Origin of the sequence: Wolbachia endosymbiont (group B) of Athalia cordata (genome assembly GCF_947251845.1) — a bacterium.
Classification (GTDB): Bacteria; Pseudomonadota; Alphaproteobacteria; order Rickettsiales; family Anaplasmataceae; genus Wolbachia.
Genome location: NZ_OX366383.1, coordinates 665,050 through 687,478, shown reverse-complemented (window position 1 = coordinate 687,478; position 22,429 = coordinate 665,050). Strand labels below are relative to the sequence as shown.

Here is a 22,429-nt window from a genome sequence, read left to right as displayed (position 1 = left end):
AAATACACAGCGAATCTAGATCTTTTTAACTAAGATTTCGTTACCAGAAGTATACACTATTAGCTCATCTCCTTCTACTATTTCCCCCGATAAAACTAACTTAGCTAGATTATTTTGAATGCATTCTTGTATTACCCTTTTCAGAGGCCGCGCTCCATATTCAGGGTCATATCCAGTTTGTGCTATTAGTTCTTTAGCTTCTTGCGATAAACTAATACTCAGTTTACGCTTAGCAAGCATCTTTTGTAAATAAGAGAATTGAACATCTATAATTTTATCAATGTCATCTTTGGTTAAGCTGTGGAATATAATAATTTCATCCAGTCTATTTAAAAATTCTGGACGAAACGCTGACTTAACTATTTTCATCACCTCATCTTTCACAGATTCGGTAGCTCCTCTTAGCATCACCTCAGCACCAAGGTTAGAAGTTAGAATCAGTATGGTATTGCGAAAATCAATCAATTTACCGTGGCTATCGGTGAGCCTGCCTTCATCCAAGATCTGCAGCAATATATTAAATATATCTGGATTTGCCTTTTCTATCTCATCAAACAAAATTACCTGATATGGTCTTCTCCTTACTGCCTCAGTTAACCTGCCACCTTGTTCATAGCCAACATATCCTGGAGGCGCACCAATTAACTTTGAAACGGAGTGTTTTTCCATATATTCTGACATATCAAAGCGTAGAAGTGCTGATTGATCATCAAACAAAAATTCGGCAAGGGATTTTGCCAACTCTGTTTTTCCAACTCCGGTTGGACCTAAGAATAAAAATGAACCAAAAGGTCGATTAGTATCCTGAACACCAGAGCGGGAGCGCCTTACTGCATTACTTATCGCTTCAATTGCATCTCTCTGCCCTATTACTCTTTTTCCTATTTCATTTTCCATGTTAAGGAGCTTTTCCTTTTCACTATGCATCATGTTATCAACTGGAATGCCTGTCCATTTTGAAACAATATTTGCAATATCACTCTCAGTCACTTCTTTCTTTAGGAAACTATCAGTAACTTTTTCCTGATTTTTTAACTCATTTTCAAGTTGAGGAATCACACCATACATCAACTCCCCTGCCCTTCCTAAATTTCCATTACGCTGAGCCAGTTCCAACTCTTTTCTCGAGTTATCCAATTTTTCAGCTGTTTCTTGTATTTTAGCTATCTTATTCTTTTCCATCTGCCATTTACTGCTTAAGTCAGCAAATTTACTGTTTAGACTCTCAATTTCCTCATTTATCTTTTTTAAACGTTGCTTAGAGTTTTCATCACTTTCTTTTTTCAAAGCCTCTGACTCAATTTTCAGCTGTATAATCTTTCTTTCAAGCTCATCAACAACCTCAGGCTTGCTGTCCATTTCAATTCTAACCCTACTTGCTGCTTCATCAATTAAATCGATCGCTTTATCAGGTAAAAACCTATCTGTTATATATCTATTAGAAAGCGTTGCAGCAGCGATTATTGCACCATCTGTGATTCTAATACCATGGTGCACCTCATACCTCTCCTTCAAACCCCTCAGTATTGAAATAGTATCAGTCTCAGTCGGTTGAGAAATAAACACAGGCTGAAAACGCCTTGCAAGCGCAGGGTCTTTCTCTATATGTTGACGATACTCATCCAAAGTTGTAGCCCCTATACAGCGAATTTCTCCACGCGCAAGAGCAGGCTTGAGCAAATTTGAAGCATCCATCGCACCACTTGTCGCTCCTGCTCCCACTAAAGTATGAAGCTCATCTATAAACAAAATAACTTTTCCCTCTGCTTTTGAAATCTCATTAATCACTGCTTTTAGTCTCTCTTCAAACTCCCCTCTAAATTTTGTTCCAGCAATTAATGCACCAAGATCCAAAGCTAAAACTTTTGCATCACGCAAACCAAGTGGTACATCATTTGCAACAATTCTGTTTGCTAAACCTTCAACTATTGCAGTTTTTCCAACACCAGGTTCACCTATCAGTACTGGATTATTTTTTGTTCGCCTCAACGATACCTGCATAGTTCTTCTGATTTCCTCATCACGACCAATTACAGGATCAAGCTTACCTTGCATAGCAAGCTCTGTAATATCTTTTGTATACCTCTTTGCCGCATTTAATTTTTCCTCGCTATTTGGAGAGTCTGCACTGCCACCTTTTCTCATTTCTGCAATAACTGAATTTAATTTTTGCGGTGTTACACCACCTTCTGCTAAAATTTTACCTACAATTTCATCTTTTTGTGCAGCAAGGCCCTGCAGTAACCGCTCAACAGTAACAAATGTGTCTTTATTTCTCCTCGCAATACCAATTGAATCATCAAAAACTTTTGCTACCTCTCTTGAAAGCTGAAGCCCACCACTACCTGGTCCTCCAACCACTGGAAACTTTTTAATTGCACTACTCACAGCATCAGAAATATTCTGAACATTTCCACCACAAGCGCCTATCAAATCCTGAACTAAACCTGACTCATCTTCAAGCATTACTTTAAGTAAATGTTCAGGCATAAAAATCTGATGCCCAGCTCCCAATGCTTTCATTTGAGCGCTCTGGATTAGGCTTTTTGCTTTTTCGGTAAATTTATTCAAGTCCATAATACAAATTTAACTCATACTTGCTGGTATATATAACAACTACTTTCTCAATTTTAAACTTAAAGTCATTTATAAATAAAAATTTTCTAAGTTCATACAAAACAAGAAAAAGCAGATTCTCTACAAAAGAGAAAACTTATATTAAAATATTAATTTGTTTTAAAACTAAATTAATGTTAAGATATAAAGCATATAGCTTAATTTTTTTACAAAAGAGCAATTGATATCAATGATTTTAACATAAAGAACTTAACAACAATTTCTATAGTACAAGAAATAAAGAATGGCGTTAGGCTTGTTCCAGACATAATCAAACCTGGAATACAGGGTATATTTTAGGTTCTGTCGCATCTATAAACCATAGGAAAAAAGGTGGGATTATAGGAGTTATGAAGCCATTAACATAGCAAAATTCTCAAAAGTAGAAACATTATTTTAATAATTTGTCTTTTTTGAATCATACGAATATTTTCTATGCCTGTGATGGTAATCTTTGCGGAATGGAAGCTTTTAAACCCAAGCATTGGCTTTATTAGTTTTTTGATAAATCTATCAACAATATTATTTAGATATTTTATTTGAAGAACTGTAATCTTCAGAAATTTCTGCATTCAAATAATCAAGAGCAGCAGTATTACTGCCGCTTTTATCAATTACAATTTTCTCAGGAAGATAGTTACTCCTGAAGGCTTTACGAAAGAATGCAAGTGCTGCAGACTTGTCTCTACTAACACACAAGAGTACAGTATATAAATAAACCCATTTACCGTTTAATTTAATGTAAGTCTCTCCAACTACTACCAACCTGCTTCTTTCTTTTCCTTACTGCCTCATCTATCAGTGGTGATAACCCACCTTTGTAACGTAGCATTTTGCTCCCCTTATACTCATCATTTCTTCCAAATCTCGATAGCTCAAAGAGAATCGACATTTCATGTATACAGATAACATCCTCTGAAAAGCTAAATCCTTTGAAATATGGCAACAATTTTTGATTGATACGAAACATCTTTGCTTTTTTTTTAGACAATTATATCATTCTTCTTTCTACTTCCCTACAAATGCGACAGAACCAACCCCATAGCATGTCGAACGAAGCTTTTTTTAAGAAAATCTGAATTTTCAACTACCATTAAACCAAGATTGCTCAGAACTTTAACGCAAAGTATTCTGTTGGAAAATATTCTATTTAGTCCATCAGTTGCAAGTGCCATAGTAAAATTATCAAAGTATCTATCACGTGAAATTTTCTTCAATAGATAATTACTGCCAACATCAATGCCAGAGGATTTTGCAGCAGTTATTTGTCTAATAACACTCTCTACATCTCTCATTCCAAGATTAAGTCCTTGACCTGCAACTGGATGGATTGAATGTGCTGCATCGCCAATAAGCAAAATTCTGCTTTTATGAAGCTTTCTCGCAAAAGTAAAACTCAAAGGGTAAGATTTTCTTTCACCCTCTAATTCAATTTCTCCCAAATAAGAACCAAATCTTTTTTTGAGTTCTATGATAAACTCCTCTTCAGATAAGCTCATCAGCATTTTTGAAATTTCGCATTTTTCTGTCCAAACTATTGAAGAAGTATAGCCACCTTTCATTGGCAAAATTGCAAATGGACCACCAGGAAAAAACCTCTCTACAGCTAAGTTTTGGTGATGTAGTTCATGTTTTACATTAAATACCATGCTATTTTGTTTATAATCAAATTTTATCATTGGTATAGAAAACAACTCTGGCAACTTAGAGTTTTTACCTTCAGCACAGATAAATAGTGATGATATCAATTTTTGATCATTATCAAGAGTAACTTCCATGTATCCTTCGTCACAAGAGATTGTCTTATAGGAACGTGGAGAATATATATTGAGTTTATGCAAAAAATTGTTATTGATTGCATTCCATATAATAGCGCTCTTGATTACGTAGCCCATTGGCTCTTCACCAACCATTTTATGGTCATAATGCACAGTAAATGGACTATCTCCATCTAATATGCATATATCAAGTATTGGTTCAGCTTCGCCTTCTAAGAGCCGCCAAATCCCTAATTTTTCTAGTATTTTTTTTGATCCTTGAGAAATAGCAAATGCTCGATTATCATCAACTGCACGTGGTAAACTATTTTTCTCAATTACGGCTACAGATACAGAGTCATTACTCAGGCCAATAGCAGTAATAAGACCAATTAGCCCACTACCTGAAATGATTACATCGTAATTCATTTTATTAACCTAAAATTACATTCTACCCATTTTGAAAATAGTTTAAACGAACTTTGTAGATGCTGGACTTCTTATCACTACCTTAGTATACCTCAGATTAGTAATAAAGTATTAATTATTTTATGCTAAAATAGGTTTTATTTTATTAAAGGAAACAGCTTATGACTACAGATTGTAAAGAAGAATTATCAAATTGCACTTCTAGGTACAGAGAAGAAATTGTAAACAACAAAAAAGCAATTGAACAAACCATAACTGGCAATAATAAAATTAATATAAGCGATTACTTTTATCAGGGTGATACAATCTGTAATGAAGAACTATTTAATGTAGGAGGCGAGTGTCAAGATACACAACGTGGTAAATATACGTATGATGAATGGAAGCAAAAAATTGAAAAATTTCATGCTAACGAGTTGTTAAAAGACAAAAATTTGCAAGAAACGTTAAAAAGCAAAGATTCGCAAGAAGAGTTAAAAGGCAAAATATTAAAGAATTTTGAAGATTATGAAAAGTATCATGAAAAGTATTATAAAAATGCTACTGAAGCTATAAAAAAAGAATTAGACATAGATTCGAAATTATTAGACATAGATTCGAAATTAAAGGCAATATTCAAAGAAAAGCAACAACCAGAAACTGATGAAACTCGAGCATATTGTGACGTTATACGAGGTTTATATGAAAATGGAGACATGCGCTCTCAACTAAAGTGCAATGATCTTGATTGTTTCAATAGAACAATAGAAGATAATCTATCTCAAAAACAATCCGAGCTAGCTGCTATAAAGGATGACTTTTTGGATAATACGCAAAATATTTTTCAACATATTCAAGTTGAAGATAGTATTTTTTAGAGAAATAGGGAGTGTTAAATAAACTGTGTCAAATCGCATTTTTAGTTCAACTCGATTTTTAACCTACTAGGAAAAAAGATATCAAGTTGAGAGATAGTTAAAGCCCAATCATGTATAGGCATAGTCCATTTTTCTCTTACCTTTTTTATAGCACAATATACCTGTTTATACAAGGCATTTGTGCTAGTAAATGAGCCCTTGGTTTTAGTAAATTTTCTGATCTGTCTATGTAGTCCCTCAATAGGATTTGTGGTATAAATTAATTTTCTTACAGGGCCAGAATATTTTAAATAACTAGACAAATTTTCCCAATTATTCTCCCAAAACCAACGGATATTTTTCTCCCCATTTTTCCTCCAGTTCAAGTAAATAATTCTCGGCAATTTCTCTACTTGATATGTTTTTTTCAAATCATTCATGAAAACTTTTGCTCGATGCATATTTCAGTGAATTTCTTATCTGATGTACTATACATTTCTGCTTTAGGAAATACACTGTTTATAGCTTTAGGAAAGCTTTTTAACACAAGCTATCAGAATATCATCTACTCCTCTCTCTTTTAGGTCATTTAGTACTCCCAACCAGAACTTCACTTTCAGCCAAATAAAAACCCAAAACTTCTTTTCTGCCATTTTGCTAATATGTTATACATACATTTGCTTACACAATGCCCGTCCTCCTTGACCTTAAAAAACCATGAACACTATTGGATATACAGATTGCAGCGGACGACTGCGCCATTCGTTGATTACCGGTAACAATTTGTCAGTAATACTTGATATCTCTGCTGCAGATATTTTATATTTCTTCTACATGCGATGCTATATCCCATGCCACTGGCATATGTACTTAAAACCTTTGCTTCAAGTTCGGTTTGTTTGCCTTTTTCTGACTACTTGTGGCTCGAAACTTCCTTCTCTATCTCTTGGTGTCAATAGTTCAAATACTTGTCCGTAAAGTCTTTGAATTTCTTCGGTTGTTTTCTTCGCTTTCAGCCGACAAATGGTTTTCTATCTCGCCTTCCCTCTAGCAGTTTTTTTATAAATGGTGTTAATGCTCCATCTCTTTCCGTCAATGGTCTTCCTTCTCGTATAGATGATAAGATATTTGTTTCTAATTCTTTATAGTCTACCAAACCGGTAGTTCTGTTTGCTTGACTCATTGTCAAACCTCCATTTTTTTATCAATTTATTACTTTACTTCTCGGTTTGACACAGTTTATTTAACACTCCCAAGCTTAATAGACAAATGGTAGGCAAAAAGCTTGTTACACCACCTCCAACGTTTCCATTACCCTTTTCCTTAAGTCATAACTATATGCTACTGGCATCCTTACCTTCACTACTATAAATCCATATCTTACTCTTTTTGGACTATTATGAGAAGGGCTATAGTTCCTTCTTTCTTTATCATTTATTTTGATAGTTCCAATCCTATCCTATGTTTATCACTATAACCAACACTGCCTGGCTCTAAATTAAAAAGCATCTTCGCTCCTCTTGTTTTTACATTTTAGTATAATGCAGATAATTTGTATTATCATAATCCTGAACCATATCTCCTTGCATTCACTTTGAGTAGTTGATTTTTATTAACCCCCTCTAGAAAGCTAGATGGATTTTCCATTGTACACTCTGACTGTTTAATAGTCTTACCTGACTCTTTAAAAACACTACTATTTCTTTCGAAATATCCATTTTCTATAGCTGTTAAAACACTTTTCCCCCCTAATAGACAATTTAGCCCTAAACTTGATTTATTCTCTAATTTGTTAAATCTTACTTCATCGACAAGCCTCACCTCTATTTTATTACTATCTTTCTCATTAGGACATAGATAAATACTGATCTCTCCTACTTCAGTGGTAAAAGACATTTCAATGATATCTCCTGAGATGTCTGTATAATTTCTCCTTCCTTCTATGTTTTCAACTCTAATTATACTTTTTCCAACTTGAACTATACCAATATTTAGATTTAAATCTTTAGCTTTTTGATTATTGAATATCTTTGCAACTTCAATAGTACTATTTTGTGGGTAATCTATACAAAAATATCCATTATCTATTTCTAGTTCAAAGTCATGTTCATCAATTTGCTCACTTTTACTTATAATACTTTCAAGTGCTAACTCCTTCAGCTTTGAAAGGTTTGCTTTTCGCTGACCTAAGGTATCTTTATCTGAACAAATTACGTTTACTACATCTCCATGCTCTTCATCGCTAAATCTGTTTAAAGATGCACCTTCTGATATTATCTGAAATATTTTTTTCTTGTATAAAAACTCATAAATTCGAGTAGTGTCAGCAGATAAATATAGCTTTGGGAATGTGTCAGCTATACGATCTATCAAGGACATATCAGATTTATATGGAAAAGTGAACATTATTCCTTGTTTTAGTGCTTCGTTTATAACTTTATCAAGTTCTTTTTCGCACTCCTCATAATCTTCTTCGCTACCAGAGTAACCTAAAATGTCCAGATAATCATGGATCTTATTTATTTTTTGCCAAATACTTTCATACTTTTCTTCTTCTCTTGTATTCGGTTTCACTTTCGCTAAAGAAAAAGAATCTTTTTGACGAATTAAAACAAAAGTATCTTTTTCTTTATGAATTATGGCTTCATCATAGAATAGTTGACTGTAACGCCTACCAAAACTTTCATCATAATCAGGGCAAGGGCTAACATTGTTGTCATCGTCACTTTCACTATCCGTTTCGTTCAATACTTCAATTGGGAAATCATTATTTTCAAGGTTTTCATCTTCACTTGTTCGACAATTTTCTGTTTTTCCATATAGCCAGGTTGATTTCTGGTCATCGCTACTTTCATCGTCAGCTTCATTCCATACTCCAATCTCGAAATCATTATTTTCAAGGTTTTCATCTTCACTTGTTCGACAATTTTCTGCTTCTCTATCTGGTAAGGTTGATTTCTGGTCATCGCTACTTTCATCGTCAGCTTCATTCCATACTCCAATCTCGAAATCATTATTTTCAAGGTTTTCATCTTCACTTGTTCGACAATTTTCTGCTTCTCTATCTGGTAAGGTTGATTCTTGGTCATTATTATCAATAATATGTTTAATTTTCACTTCAGGTACAAACTGAAGCTTTGCTATTTCTTCTCTTACGTTTTCTTTGTTTATTTCATCTGCAAGAGACACTTCATTACTAATATAGAAATTTTTCTGTTTTAAACTTTCGTTTTCCTTCTGCAGTCTATTGAATTCTGCAAATAGTTCTTTATACTCTGATAAATAAATACAAAATTGATCTCTTACATCATTAAGCTCCTTCTCTTTTTCTAATATCTGATTTTCATAATCACCTTTCAAATCCTCTATACTGTTTATCAGCACTGTACTTTCTTTTCTTACTCTATTTAACTCATCTTCAGTCAAAACCAGTTTTTGCTGTAACTCTTCATTTATTTTGTCTGTTAACTGAATTTCATTCTTTGCCTCTTTTAATTGATTATTTAAGTTCTTAATTATATCACTTTTGTTCTGAGTTTCTAATAATAATATTTCTATTTTCTGTTTTAGCTGTTCGATGTCTTGATCATTTTCAGTTAAATTTCTCGTCCTTCTTTGTAATTCAACTTCAAGCCTTTTAATTTTCCCTTCTAGGGTTTGCATTTCTCTGTTAAGTTCACTTACTTCTTCGTAATACTCTTCTACTCTTTTCTTATAGTGTTTTTGTAACTCTACATTTTTTTTAAGATCAAAATTTTCTTGTTGTAGATTTTCTATTTTACTTTTCAAACTATCTATTGCTTGATTTTCTTCATTGCTAATCTCAAATACCTCTTCAGGAAAATCTTCAAATTCACAAGATGAATTGCCTTCAAGGTCGTTACTACCAAATAAATTATATTGTACTACCTGCTTTAAACTAAACATACCTATACCCCCTACTAAAATAAACAAGTAATATATTGTATGCGCTATATATCATAAATACAATCAATTTGAATATAATCTATTTACTAATTCGTATTGTGAATTTTTATAGAGTAGGTTTAGGTGTAAAATATTATAATACCATTAAAGCAGGTGAATAAAGCACAGTCTTTTTGAGAGGATAAATTTAATGAAAAGACCATACTAATTAGTGTTATAAGGAATTGAATTATTGACTCTTCTGAAATTGCAAAAAAGATCGTATATTTTTGAGAACAAGCAGCGTAAAAATAAGGTTATAAAAATAGAAGATTTAAATTATTTCAATAAGCTTAGGCAAAACAGTTCGTATGTAGATATGGATAAAATGGGCTAATGTGGCTAGTTTTAGCGTATAGCAAAGTCAGAATATAAAAAAGTTCGTATGTATCATTTGGTAGACCATAAGATCCCAAAACAAACACTTCACGTGCGACCCGAAAGTCATGAAGTCGTGATGGTTAAATTCCATCCGCCTTAACATCGGGTTGAAAGCATAATCCACACTTTAGGAAAGTGGCGATTTTCTAAGGTGCAAGCATGGATTAAAAAGGGGTAATATTAAACTTTATAATAAACCCCCCTAAGAAAGTTAGATATGGTTACGAAAGGAACTTATGTCTGAATTGTCGTTATTTGTGATATGCGAAATAAAGTTGAGACGCATAAACCAAAAGGTACGGAGAGATGAATAATTAGAATGAGAAGGTCTAATTAAGATGTTTTCAACCTCCCGGCAAATAGTAAGAACCTAAGTTAACGTGAAAAGATTTCATGGAACGGAGTAACCACATGGAAGCTCTTATTATCCTTTGTTTAAAAAGGATAACTAAGAAGGTGGCCCACTAAATGCTTCTATGTGGAGGGATTGTTTAAGAAGCTAATGCCTAAAGTAATATTTGGGATATGCAGACGTAAACACTTTAATTTGGAAGGTAAAGTTGTGAATAGTAGTGAATATGTTATGAGCCAACAAAATGTTAAGTATGAATGGAATTTGGCGCAAGCTTGAGAAATCTTCATTTAAGCTACAAAAACGAATTTACCGAGCTTCACAATGTAATGATATGAAGATGCATAATCTTCAGAGGTTATTACTAAAGTCAACAAGTGCAAGAATGCTCGCTGTTAGAAGGGTAACTCAGGATAACAAAGGGAAAAAGACTTCAGGCATTGATGGAAAGTCTAATCTTAATAAAAAGGAAAGATTGCTATTAGCAAATTCCTTAAATATAAGAGAGAAGGCAAAGCCATCAAGACGGGTATGGATCCCAAAATCTGATAGGTCATCGGAGTATCGCCCGCTCGGTATTCCTACCAATAGCAGATAGAGCAAAGCAAACACTTGTTAAAATGGCACTAGAACCGGAATGGGAAGCAAAGTTTGAGCCTAACACTTACGGTTTTAGATCTGGTAGATCCTGTCATGATGCAATAGCAGCTATATTTATCGAACTTGGTCAGAAAACAGCATTTATACTAGATGCTGATATTTCCGGATGCTTTGAAACATTCTGCACTGCTTGAAAAACTTAATACCACACCAACTTTAAAGAGAATTATAAAAGGATGGTTGAAAGCAGGCATTATGGAAGATAGAAAGTCCAGTCCTACCAAACGTGGCACAATTCAAGGTGGAGCAATTTCTCCATTACTTGCATGTGTAGCACTATATGGACTAGAACAGAATATCAAAGAAGAACTTAAGGAAGAACTTTTCCAATATGCGAAAAAGAAATATAGCAGGGTGTCTCGCAAGCAGGCGCAAAATTCAGTTAGTGTAATTACGTACGCTGATGATTTTGTGGTATTACACGAGAGCGAGGAACTTGTGATGAAGGCAAAGGTTCTAACTGAAAAATGGCTAAAACCCGTTTGACTAGAATTAAAGTCATCAAAGACAAGAATTGCACATACACTGAAATCCCTAAATGGGTAAAAGCCAGGATTTGATTTTCTTGGATTTTCAATAAGGCATTATCAAACACGTCAAAATAAGAGAGGTTACAAGTAAACCAAGTCGTAAATCTATAAGTCAACACTTGTTATCTATAAAACATAAGCTTAAAGAGTTGCGAGCAGCACCACAAGAAGCTGTAATAAAAGAACTTAATACAATAATAAGGGGTTGGAGCCAATATTACATCTCGGTAGTCTCAAGCAAAGTCTTTAATTTATTAGACTACTCTATGCATAACAAACTTTGGAAATGGGCTGTCTATAGACACCATGACAAAAGAAGGTGTTGGGTTAAAAGAAAATACTTTAAAAAGTATGGTAACGACAATTGGAGATATATGGTAAGTAACAAGTTATATCTTATTAGACATAGGGATCATGCTATTAAACGACATATCAAAGTAAATGGAAATAGATCTCCGTATGATGGAGATTGGCCATATTGGGGAAATCGTTTAAGTAAATTACCAGATCACGAGTAATAAAATTACTGAAGTTACAGCAAGGTAAATGTAATTATTGTTATTTTTGGTTTAGGTTTAACACATGTACATCATCAAGATTGCAATAATAACATGAAAAATCTATCCTTGCTTCATAAGCACTGCCAAGATCAATTACATGGAAGTATGCATACCAAATTAGAGAGAAGCCGGATGATGGGAAGTCCGGTTTTGAAGTCGAGTGGGGAGAGGTGACTTTCTCCACTTAGATAACAAATTGTCTACAATCAGTTATATATGGTTGTTTTCGCGAAAGGAGTAACTGTTGATAACTAGCACAGTAGGAGAAAAAATAAAAAGTTGTAGGTTAGCAAAGGGATAGGTTCTGTCGCATTTGTAGGGAAGTAGAAAGAAGAATGATATAATTGTCTAAAAAAAAGCAAAGATGTTTCGTATCAATCAAAAATTGTTGCCATATTTCAAAGGATTTAGCTTTTCAGAGGATGTTATCTGTATACATGAAATGTCGATTCTCTTTGAGCTATCGAGATTTGGAAGAAATGATGAGTATAAGGGGAGCAAAATGCTACGTTACAAAGGTGGGTTATCACCACTGATAGATGAGGCAGTAAGGAAAAGAAAGAAGCAGGTTGGTAGTAGTTGGAGAGACTTACATTAAATTAAACGGTAAATGGGTTTATTTATATACTGTACTCTTGTGTGTTAGTAGAGACAAGTCTGCAGCACTTGCATTCTTTCGTAAAGCCTTCAGGAGTAACTATCTTCCTGAGAAAATTGTAATTGATAAAAGCGGCAGTAATACTGCTGCTCTTGATTATTTGAATGCAGAAATTTCTGAAGATTACAGTTCTTCAAATAAAATATCTAAATAATATTGTTGATAGATTTATCAAAAAACTAATAAAGCCAATGCTTGGGTTTAAAAGCTTCCATTCCGCAAAGATTACCATCACAGGCATAGAAAATATTCGTATGATTCAAAAAAGACAAATTATTAAAATAATGTTTCTACTTTTGAGAATTTTGCTATGTTAATGGCTTCATAACTCCTATAATCTCAGCTTTTTTCCTATGGTTTATAGATGCGACAGAACCGTTTTTATAGGATTGGGGCTAGAGAAAACTTGCATGTAAATGTATCAAGGTATAAAATTATAAATATTAAGAATGAATAGGTTAGTTATGAATCTTGTAACAAAATCCGCTATCGATTTTACTGCTTCGGCTGTTCTTGCTAGTGGAAAAATAGTTGATGATTTCTGTTTAAGTAAACATATAAAGGATAAGTATGCTGTCCTTTTTTTCTATCCACTTGATTTTACTTTTGTCTGTCCAACTGAGTTGATATCATTTAGCAACAAAATAGAAGATTTTTCAAAACGTAATGTTGAAGTGATAGGAATAAGTATAGATTCAAAATTTTCACACTATAAATGGCGAAACACTCCAGTTAATGATGGTGGTATTGGAGAGGTTAGCTACAATTTAGTGTCTGATATCAAAAAGTCTATATCAAGAGACTATGGGGTCTTATATGATGACTCAATTGCACTAAGAGCAACTTTTGTTATTGATGATAAGTTTGTTGTACGTCATCAATCGATAAATGATTTTCCTTTAGGGCGTAATATCGATGAGTTTATTAGAATTATTGATGCAATAAAACATAATGAAGAGCATGGTGAAGTATGTCCAGCAGGGTGGAAAAAAGGTAAGCCAGCAATGCAGGCAAGCGATGAAGGAGTGGCTGATTATCTAAACTCACACAGTGCAGAATTATAAATTGAGTACACAAGTTCTTATTATTGGATCTGGAGCAGCGGGTTATGCTGCTGCTATATATGCAGCACGTGCAAATTTAGAGCCAATTGTAGTAACAGGAATGCAACCTGGTGGTCAGCTTACACTTACTACGGATGTTGAAAACTATCCAGGTTTTGTTTCTATACAAGGTCCAGAACTCATGGAACAAAAGAGGTTGCATGCAGAGAAGGTGGGGGCAAGGGTAATAAATGACGAAATAAAAAGCGTTGAACAACTTGAGGATTCTAATGAGTATAGATTTAGATCTTGTGGTAATGCTAGTGACTACTATTCGAATGCAATTATAATCGCAGCTGGTGCGCAAGCGAAGTGGCTTGGCCTGGAGAGTGAAAAGAAATTTCAAGGTTACGGAGTTTCGGCATGCGCAACTTGTGATGGTGCATTTTTTAGAAATAAAGTTGTAGCTGTGGTTGGTGGTGGAAATACTGCTGTTGAAGAAGCAATATTTTTAACTCGATTTGCTAAGGAAGTTATACTGATACACAGGCGTGATAAGTTAAGAGCAGAGAAAGTAATGCAAGACAGGCTCTTTAAAAATGATAAGATAAAGGTAATATGGAATCATACCGTAGAGCAGATTCTTGGAGAAGAAAATCCTAAAAAAATTACTGGCATTACAATTAAATCGACAGACATCAATAAAACCCAGGAATTGAAAGTAGATGGAGTGTTCATTGCAATTGGGCATGCACCAAATACAGGTATTTTTAAGGGCTTTGTTGAAATGGATCAGCAAGGTTATATAATTACGAAACCTGGAACAACTCTAACCAGTAGGATAGGGGTGTTTGCCGCTGGTGATGTTCAAGATAAGGTATATCGCCAGGCAGTAGTTGCAGCAGGTACAGGGTGCATGGCTGCACTTGATGCAGAAAAATTTTTGGAATCATAATTAGTTCTAAAATTTTTAACTAAATTACTTGCAATTTTCTTTGTTTTTTTTATAGTTATGTTAATAAATTATAGATTGAGGAGAATTTAGTATGCTTTTGAGAAGTAATGTAGATTTTGGAAGAAGGGTTGTTAGTAATGTAGGATTACGAGCTCAAAATCAAATAACTTCAGGACAATCAACAAAAAAATTATTTAAAGCTATTCAATTTCAAGGCACTGATGATGAAAGAGTAACACTTGAAGAAGCTTTGAATCATTTTCAACAAGCATTGCAAGAAGGTGCGGATGTTAATGCGTTTAATGAAGAAGGCATGACACCTTTGATATCTATAATTTATGATTTATCTGCAGGCTCTGAAACAGAAGAAGAAAAAGAATATCAGAGTATGATTAGGTTACTTCTACTTCACCGAAGCATAGATGTTAATATTCAAAAAAAAGGTGATGGCAATACAGCTTTGCATCTAGCAATGTACTTTCAACAAAGGAAAGTGTTACAACTCTTACTAAGTCATCCGAGAATAATGATGTATCTACTAAATAAAAGACTTCAAAATCCTGAGAAATGTGCTAAAGAAAATCGTGCTGAGCATTTGATCATAGAAATACAAAAAGCAGAAACAGGAAAACAATTATTGAATGCTCTTTCTAACAGAAATATTGACCGAGCAAAAGAACTATTAAATCAAGAACTCAACCCTAATTGTTGGAAAAGAAATTCAAATGGAGAAATAGAAACACCACTTAGCCTGATTATCAAATCATGTTTACAAGGAATAACAGAAAGTAACGAAGAAGTATTGAAAAAACTTTTAAAACATAAGGAGCTAGATTTTAGTCAAATAAAACCAATACCAGCTATAGAGCAAAATTCAAGATTGAAGCAAATCATTGAACAAGCTATGAAAGAGCGATTAACTGATGCTATTAATAGAAAAGATTTGGATGATGTAAAAAAATTAGTAGAAGATAATTGCTTCATAAATTGTGCAATTGTCACCGCTGTGTTGAGGAATGTTAATAATCCAATTGGATCTATTAAAAATTATCTCAATGAGAAATTTCCTGCAAGTATGGAACAGCCTTCAGCAAATGCACATAATGTTGCTCCGGAAATAAACGATGAGTTTATTGCTCAAGAATTGCAGCAGCTCGAAAACCTTAGAAATGAGCTTGAAAGAACAAAGGCTCAACTTACAGAAAAAGAGCAAGAGCTGAATAGAGTCGTAAGTGAAAGAACAATAGACACTGACAAAATTTCACAGTTAGAAAGGGATTTTAGGCAAGAGAGATTAGAACTTCAAGCTCAAAATCAAGACTCAAAGAACAAAAACAGAAAACTTTCAGAAGCAAGCATTTATAATAGAAGGCAAAGTAACTATGCCTCTGCCTCTTTTGTGTTATCTGGAGCATTTGCTGTTGGTACAAGTCTAACAATGGTTCATTTAGCAATGTGTGTTTCGCTTGCTGTAGCTGCATTAACTTTTCTTGCAGTAGGATGTTACTGTTCTTATAACGCAAATACCGCACTTAATAACGTTGAAATCGAAAATGGTAGTTATAGAATAGCTACTTGAGTATTAATTTAAATATTCTTTATTGCTAGTTTTATATCATCACTTTAATTTGGTTGTGTTTTACTAAAAAAACTTTAGATTTATTTTATAATTGATACTCAAATATGATTTTGAATTTATTGCAGACAGGGCAAAAGGAAGGCTATAAAATTGCGTATACCAATGCTCGTATTATTGACCCGGAAACTAAACTTGATATAAAAGGTTCATTATTGACTGAAGGGGATAAAATTGTTGATTTTGGCGAATCATTATTTTCAACAAGTGGAGTTGATGAAACAATAGATTGTGAAGGGCTTGTTCTAATGCCAGGTCTTATTGACATTCACGTGCATTTTCGTGAACCAGGTCAAGAGCATAAAGAAACTATACATACAGGCAGCAAATCTGCAGCTGCAGGGGGCGTTACAACTGTAGTTTGCCAGCCAAACACTGTTCCAGCGATTGATAGTGTTGTCTTGGCTAAGTATTTGAAATATAGAGCATTTGAAACTTCGCATGTGAATGTTCAATTTTACGCTAAAATCACCACTTCGGAAGAAAAATTAACTGAAATGGCACTCTTAAAGGAAGAAGGTGCAGTTGGGTTCACCGATGATGGTATGCCAGTTATGAATCCAATGATTATGAGACAGGCACTGCTTTATTCAAGTATGCTTGGTGTTCCTATTGCTCAACACGCAGAGGATTTGAATCTATCTGCTGGTGGCGCAATTAACGAGGGTAAGATTTCTGAAGAATTGGGAGTAAAGGGAATCTTGAGTGCGTCAGAGTCGGTCATGGTAACTCGTGATATACTGCTAATGAAGGACATAGAAAATGTACACTATCATATTTTACATGTCTCTTCAAAAGATTCACTTGATGCTATTAAACGTGCAAAAGATTTGGGATTAAATGTTACATGTGAAGTAACTCCTCATCACTTTACTTTAACTGAAGATATAGTAAAGCAACATGGGGCAATCGCAAAAATGAATCCGCCACTACGTACTGAGGAAGATCGTTTAGCTATGATTGAAGGTTTAAAAACAGGTGTGATTGATTGCATTGCAACCGATCATGCTCCGCATGATCTTAGTTCTAAAGATCTTCCACTTGAAAATGCTGCATTTGGTATTGTTGGCCTTGAAACAATGCTGCCCCTTTCACTTGAACTATATCATAGTGGACAAATGGGTCTACTTGATGTGCTTGCAAAATTGACATATAAGCCTGCAGATATCATACATATGCCACGTGGCCGCATACAGAAAAACCTTGTAGCGGACTTAATTTTAGTTGATTTGGATCATGAATGGGAAATTAAAGTTGACAACTTTGCTAGTAAATCAAAGAATTCGCCTTTCGGTGGACGCAAAGTGAAAGGGCACGTAGTACGTACCGTTGTGTCTGGCAAAACTGTATATTTACAGAAGAGTTAGTTATTATACAATTGTGCTCTCAATTTCAATCAATTGTAAAGATTTAATATAAGTGGTAAAATATAGCCACTGAATAAAAAATATATGCTAATTAGTACGACATCGGAACTGGAAAATGCATGTAAAGAATTGATGGAAAAAGATCCAAAATTTATAGCAATTGACACGGAGTTCATTAGAAATAATTTAACCTACTACCCAAAATTATCGTTAATTCAAATTTCTTACGGAGAGAAGAGTTTTATTGTAGATTCATTAGTGCCAGAAATTGATTTATCATTCATTAAGAAAATGATGCTAAATCAGGGAATAATCAAAGTGTTTCATAGCTGCCGGCAGGATATAGAATCCTTACTCACTGTGTTTAAATGTGTTCCCACTCCTATTTTTGATACCCAAGTTGCTGCTATGTTTTGCCATTATTATCATGACTTTATTGGTTATTCAAAAGTAGTAGAGCAATATCAAGGAATAGCACTGGATAAAATTAAAGCTAAAAATTCAGACTGGTTAAGGCGTCCATTGTCTGAGGATCAACTAGACTATGCAATAAACGACGTGGTATATCTATATGATCTATACCAAATATTGTCCAATAAACTTGAAGAAAGTAATAGGATGAGTTGGTTTCAAGAAGAGATGGAATTATTGGTTGATATAAATAAGTATTTGCATAGTCCAAAAGATGCATGGAGGAGGATTAAATTTAACTATGAAGCAAATCCGAGGCTAATGTTAGTTGTTAAAGCAGTGAGTGAGTGGCAAGAGACTTTAGCACAACGCTATAACATCAATCGTAATAAAGTAATTAATAATGCTGTAATAATTGGTCTTATTGAAAAAAATGTGGAGCGTATTGACGAGGTTTTAGATGATCTTGAGAGGAACACAAAAAATATAAAAGAGGAAGATTTATTAGAATTTATGAATATTTTTAATGAGAATGAGAAGGAGTTTGTGCAGCAAAATTATACTCTGTCAGATAATTATGATAAATCTGTATTTGATATACTCTCGATTATTTTAGAGAGCAAATGTAAGGAAAATAACATATCAAGAAAGTTAGTTTCATCAAAAGATGAGTTAGCTGGTTCAATATCTGGGCAGATAGATAAACTATTCAAGGGGTGGAGATATGATTTTTTCGGTAAGTCAGTTGAATCATTTTTGAACGCAGGCTCAAGGTTTGAGATTTTAATGGTAAAATCTGCTGATAGTATAGCTAAAATTCGGAGTAATCTCGTGAAAAATAACCGTATCACGTGCTGAGGTCTAACGAGTTTATTATGTCTTTCACTTGAGAAAAAACATTTGCGCTGCTATCGATTATGAAGTTACTCATTTGCCTTTTTTCTTCAATAGGTAGCTGAATACCGGACATTAGATTCAGCTTTTCTTTATCCATATTACGCTCACTAATCCTTTGAGCTTGCACAACGCTATCTGCATGGATAAAAACAATAAAATCGCAATACAAATGGAATCTCGTTTCCAGCAGGAGTGGAATGTCTAGAACTAGAAGTTTTCTGTTGTTTTCTTTCTCATGATCAATAAAAAATTCTAATTCATTTCGCACAGCGGAATGTACTAAAGACTGGAATTGCTTCCAATTTTCATCATGTGCTAAAAAATATTTAGACAATACTGTTCTATCAATTTTTCCATTTACTACTACCCCAGGAAATTTTTCTTCTGCATAACTTATTATGTTTTTGTCCACTTTATAAAGCTGGTGCACGACAGAGTCGGCATCAAACAAAGCGGCACCAAATTCTTTAAAGCAATTGGCTACAAAGCTCTTTCCAACTGCAATCCCACCTGTTAAACCTATGATCATATAGCAAATTTCTTATAAAACTATATTTATAGCATCTCCTATGCCTATTTAAAACTGAATGCATAGGTATAAAAAGAAAAGCTATTATTTTTTTAGTAATTAAGTAAAATAGAGTGAAAGATTAAGAGGAAATTTTGAAAGATAAGATAAAAAAGATAGTGATTTCAGGGAAAGAAGTGTGGCCGATTATCGAAGGTGGCAAAGGCATTGCAATTAGTGACGGAAGATCAAGTGGAGCATTCGCTGCAGCAGATGCTGTTGGTACGTTTTCTGGTGCAAATGCTAAACTTATCGATGACAATGGCGAGCTGGTACCACTAATTTATAAAGGTAAAACAAGAAATGAAAAGCACGAAGAGTTAATCAAGTATAGTATTGAGGCTGGAGTTAGTCAAGCAAAAATAGCGAATGAAATATCAAAGGGCCGTGGAAGAATACATATGAACGTGCTTTGGGAAATGGGAGCAGCAGAACAAGTCCTTCATGGCATATTAGAAAAAGCAAAAGGCTTAGTTCATGGCATCACTTGCGGTGCTGGTATGCCTTACAGGCTTGGAGAAATTGTAGCTAAATATCAAGTTTATTACTACCCTATTATCTCATCGGCGCGCGCTTTTAAAGCGTTGTGGAAACGTGCTTACCAAAAAATATCTTCTTTTTTACTTGGTGGAGTAGTATATGAGGATCCGTGGCTTGCTGGTGGTCACAATGGGCTCAGTAATAGTGAAGACCCAGAATTACCGCAGGCTCCATTTGAAAGAGTTGCAGAGCTTAGATCTTTCATGAACGAGGTTGGTCTTGCTGAAACGCCAATTGTTATGGCAGGGGGAGTATGGCATTTGAAGGATTGGGAACATTGGTTTGACAATTTACAAATCGGACCAATAGCTTTTCAGTTTGGCACTCGTCCACTTTTAACAAAAGAAAGCCCGATTTCTACAGAGTGGAAAAAGAAGTTACTTACTTTAGAAGAAGGTGATGTATTTTTAAACAAATTTAGTCCAACAGGGTTTTACTCATCTGCAGTAAGAAATAACTTCATACGTGAGCTACAGGAGAGGAATTCACGTCAAATAAAATTTTCGGAAAGTGCAAGCGGAGAGTTTAATAATGAATTTGCAATGGGTAGCAGAGGTAGAAAGATTTACCTCACTGTAAAAGACAAAGAGCTAGCAAATGCATGGATTAAAGCAGGGTATACAGAGGTAATGAAAACTCCAGATACAACTGTTATTTTTGTGACACCAGGCAAATTTGCGGAAATAAGACAAGATCAAATTAATTGCATGGGATGTTTAAGCCATTGTCTGTTTAGCAATTGGAAAGATCATGGTGACCATTCAACAGGGCGAAAGCCAGACCCACGGAGTTTCTGTATACAAAAGACACTGCAAAACATTGTACATGACGGCAATGTTGAAAATGAACTCATGTTTTCTGGACACAATGTGTACAGATTTAAGCAAGACCCATTTTATGAAAATGGCTACGTACCGACAGTAAAAGAACTGGTGGGAAGGATATTAACTGGGTATTAGGGTATGGTTGAATTGACAAGTAAACTTTACTTTGTTATAATAAATGTTTATTAATTTAACCTTAATTTAGGGGGAACTTTTATGAGTGATAGTGTTTTAAAAAGGTATGCACTTGCCTATATAAAAGAAAATGGCAGTGACAATGGTGTTCAAGAATTTTTACGTTCTCTTGATATGCAAAATATTGAGAACTGGAGTGATAAAAGTTTTGAAAATGCGTATAAGGGATTTAAGCGCAGTAATCCAACTAATGATCAGCACAGTACAGAATATGATAGAAGCAATAGGCAACAAACTACAGGCCCTCAAGTCACGCACGTACATATAAACGATAATAGAGGTTTAGATTTTTGGGATTATTTACTACTTAGCAACCTGTTTGGTGGTCGTACTACAGTTATAAATAACCCTGGTTTTGATACTGTTGGCTACCAAAGCAGAGAAGATAAGAAAAAAGACTCAGAAGACAGCAGGAAATTATTAGCTTTAGGGATAGTAGCTGTAGTTGCGTGTGTTGCTTTCCATGCTTTAATGTGTGTTTGGTACAACAGCAGCGAAAAAACGGCTAGAAAGTCAGAAAAAATAGATTATCTAGATAGTCAACTTAAAATGTTCAGAAATATAGAATTTGCAGTTGGTGCAATTTCTTTAGCAGCTTTGATAGGTTGCGCTATTAACCCAGTCTTACCAGTTTGGGGTTTAGTCATTCTTGGCATTAATTCTCTTGTGTGTCTTGCTGGTGGTGTGGCTTTTCATATGAAACATAAGAAAGAGTCAGAAAATATTAAGAAGGCTGAAGAAGCGGTAGATAGATATCTTGGACAAGGGCGTAGTTGTGGAGGTTATGATTCACCACCACCTCCTTACTCTCCTCAAGATCCTAATACTGCTCCAAGTGCTCCTTCTTATGATGAAAACAGACTTAGTGGGTTGTTTTCTCATTCTAATGCGGAAAAATATTCTGGAAATCATGGATGTAATATTGATTTTAGAAGGTAAATTGTACAGCAAATAGTGTCATTCCAGTGCTTGACACTGGAATCCAGCTTTTTTGTAATTTTATTGAACATGTTGTATAGTCGTTTGTTTACAATTAATTCTTCTGGATCCCAGTGTCTGGGCACTGGGATGACATTTTTGTGTTTGAGGCAAAATCTGCTATAATATTTAACACACTGCTTTCACAGACGAATGTTTGTACAGTTGTGAAGTTATGGACAACAATATCATAGCAACTCAAACGTAAGTTACTCACATTATACCGCTGCAAAACGCAGCGGTATAATGGCTTTTCAGATTGCTTGTACG

The 22,429-nt window shown here is 34.4% G+C and carries 14 protein-coding genes and 4 pseudogenes; 12 read left to right on the top strand and 6 right to left on the bottom strand.

Annotation, left to right across the window (positions count from 1 at the left end; genetic code table 11):
• Positions 1-15: 15 nt before the first annotated feature.
• The 3 genes and pseudogenes from clpB to ubiH all read right to left on the bottom strand — a co-directional run bounded on the left by clpB (position 16) and on the right by ubiH (position 4,802).
• Positions 16-2,577, bottom strand: coding sequence for an ATP-dependent chaperone ClpB (clpB, locus tag OPR30_RS03205; protein WP_265030346.1), 2,562 nt, complete (start codon positions 2,575-2,577; stop codon positions 16-18).
• A 387-nt stretch (positions 2,578-2,964) separates the two neighbouring features.
• Positions 2,965-3,586, bottom strand: a pseudogene (locus OPR30_RS03200) (IS6 family transposase).
• Positions 3,587-3,632: 46 nt separating this feature from the next.
• Positions 3,633-4,802 carry a 2-octaprenyl-6-methoxyphenyl hydroxylase gene (ubiH, locus tag OPR30_RS03195; RefSeq protein WP_264374827.1) on the bottom strand — a complete coding sequence of 390 codons (1,170 nt, stop codon included), beginning with the start codon at positions 4,800-4,802 and terminating at the stop codon, positions 3,633-3,635.
• 161 nt (positions 4,803-4,963) lie between these two features.
• On the opposite strand from ubiH, the gene OPR30_RS03190 reads away from it, so the two are divergent.
• A complete protein-coding gene (locus tag OPR30_RS03190) occupies positions 4,964-5,659 on the top strand; it encodes a hypothetical protein (RefSeq protein ID WP_265030344.1) in 696 nt (231 codons plus the stop codon).
• Between the two features lie 41 nt (positions 5,660-5,700).
• Here OPR30_RS03190 and OPR30_RS03185 read toward each other — a convergent pair.
• Together OPR30_RS03185 and OPR30_RS03180 are read right to left on the bottom strand one after the other, a co-directional pair.
• Positions 5,701-6,821: pseudogene (locus OPR30_RS03185) on the bottom strand (IS256 family transposase).
• Positions 6,822-7,198: 377 nt separating this feature from the next.
• Positions 7,199-9,565: a hypothetical protein gene (locus OPR30_RS03180; RefSeq protein ID WP_265030342.1), complete on the bottom strand. Its 2,367-nt coding sequence runs from the start codon at positions 9,563-9,565 to the stop codon at positions 7,199-7,201.
• A 1,016-nt stretch (positions 9,566-10,581) separates the two neighbouring features.
• Between OPR30_RS03180 and OPR30_RS03175 the strand changes: the two genes are divergently transcribed.
• The 9 genes and pseudogenes from OPR30_RS03175 to OPR30_RS03130 all read left to right on the top strand — a co-directional run bounded on the left by OPR30_RS03175 (position 10,582) and on the right by OPR30_RS03130 (position 19,015).
• Positions 10,582-10,935, top strand: a complete 354-nt coding sequence (locus OPR30_RS03175; RefSeq protein WP_264374769.1) for a reverse transcriptase N-terminal domain-containing protein — start codon at positions 10,582-10,584, stop codon at positions 10,933-10,935.
• Positions 10,936-10,957: 22 nt separating this feature from the next.
• Positions 10,958-11,483, top strand: a pseudogene (locus OPR30_RS03165) (reverse transcriptase/maturase family protein).
• 163 nt (positions 11,484-11,646) lie between these two features.
• Positions 11,647-12,045, top strand: a complete 399-nt coding sequence (locus OPR30_RS03160; protein ID WP_264374772.1) for a group II intron maturase-specific domain-containing protein — start codon at positions 11,647-11,649, stop codon at positions 12,043-12,045.
• A 406-nt stretch (positions 12,046-12,451) separates the two neighbouring features.
• Positions 12,452-13,073 (top strand): annotated as a pseudogene (locus tag OPR30_RS03155) (IS6 family transposase).
• A 136-nt stretch (positions 13,074-13,209) separates the two neighbouring features.
• Positions 13,210-13,809 (top strand): peroxiredoxin, encoded by a 600-nt coding sequence (locus tag OPR30_RS03150; protein ID WP_010401485.1) that lies wholly within the window; start codon positions 13,210-13,212, stop codon positions 13,807-13,809.
• Entirely contained in the window at positions 13,796-14,743 is a 948-nt protein-coding gene (gene trxB / locus OPR30_RS03145) for a thioredoxin-disulfide reductase (protein WP_265031102.1), read from the top strand. The genes OPR30_RS03150 and trxB overlap by 14 nt, the downstream gene beginning before the upstream one ends.
• A gap of 91 nt (positions 14,744-14,834) precedes the next feature.
• Positions 14,835-16,322 carry an ankyrin repeat domain-containing protein gene (locus OPR30_RS03140; RefSeq protein WP_265031101.1) on the top strand — a complete coding sequence of 496 codons (1,488 nt, stop codon included), beginning with the start codon at positions 14,835-14,837 and terminating at the stop codon, positions 16,320-16,322.
• A 104-nt stretch (positions 16,323-16,426) separates the two neighbouring features.
• Positions 16,427-17,746 (top strand): dihydroorotase, encoded by a 1,320-nt coding sequence (locus OPR30_RS03135; RefSeq protein WP_264375320.1) that lies wholly within the window; start codon positions 16,427-16,429, stop codon positions 17,744-17,746.
• An 84-nt stretch (positions 17,747-17,830) separates the two neighbouring features.
• Positions 17,831-19,015, top strand: coding sequence for a ribonuclease D (locus OPR30_RS03130; RefSeq protein ID WP_265031100.1), 1,185 nt, complete (start codon positions 17,831-17,833; stop codon positions 19,013-19,015).
• Here the strand turns inward: OPR30_RS03130 and coaE are convergent.
• Complete coding sequence (gene coaE / locus OPR30_RS03125) at positions 19,005-19,583, bottom strand: dephospho-CoA kinase (protein WP_265031099.1); 579 nt, start codon at positions 19,581-19,583, stop codon at positions 19,005-19,007. The two genes, OPR30_RS03130 and coaE, sit on opposite strands and share 11 nt — an antisense overlap.
• Before the next feature lie 134 nt (positions 19,584-19,717).
• Between coaE and OPR30_RS03120 the strand changes: the two genes are divergently transcribed.
• Together OPR30_RS03120 and OPR30_RS03115 are read left to right on the top strand one after the other, a co-directional pair.
• Positions 19,718-21,121 carry an NAD(P)H-dependent flavin oxidoreductase gene (locus OPR30_RS03120; protein WP_265031098.1) on the top strand — a complete coding sequence of 468 codons (1,404 nt, stop codon included), beginning with the start codon at positions 19,718-19,720 and terminating at the stop codon, positions 21,119-21,121.
• A gap of 81 nt (positions 21,122-21,202) precedes the next feature.
• Positions 21,203-22,120, top strand: coding sequence for a DUF1129 domain-containing protein (locus tag OPR30_RS03115; protein ID WP_265031097.1), 918 nt, complete (start codon positions 21,203-21,205; stop codon positions 22,118-22,120).
• Positions 22,121-22,429: the final 309 nt, after the last annotated feature.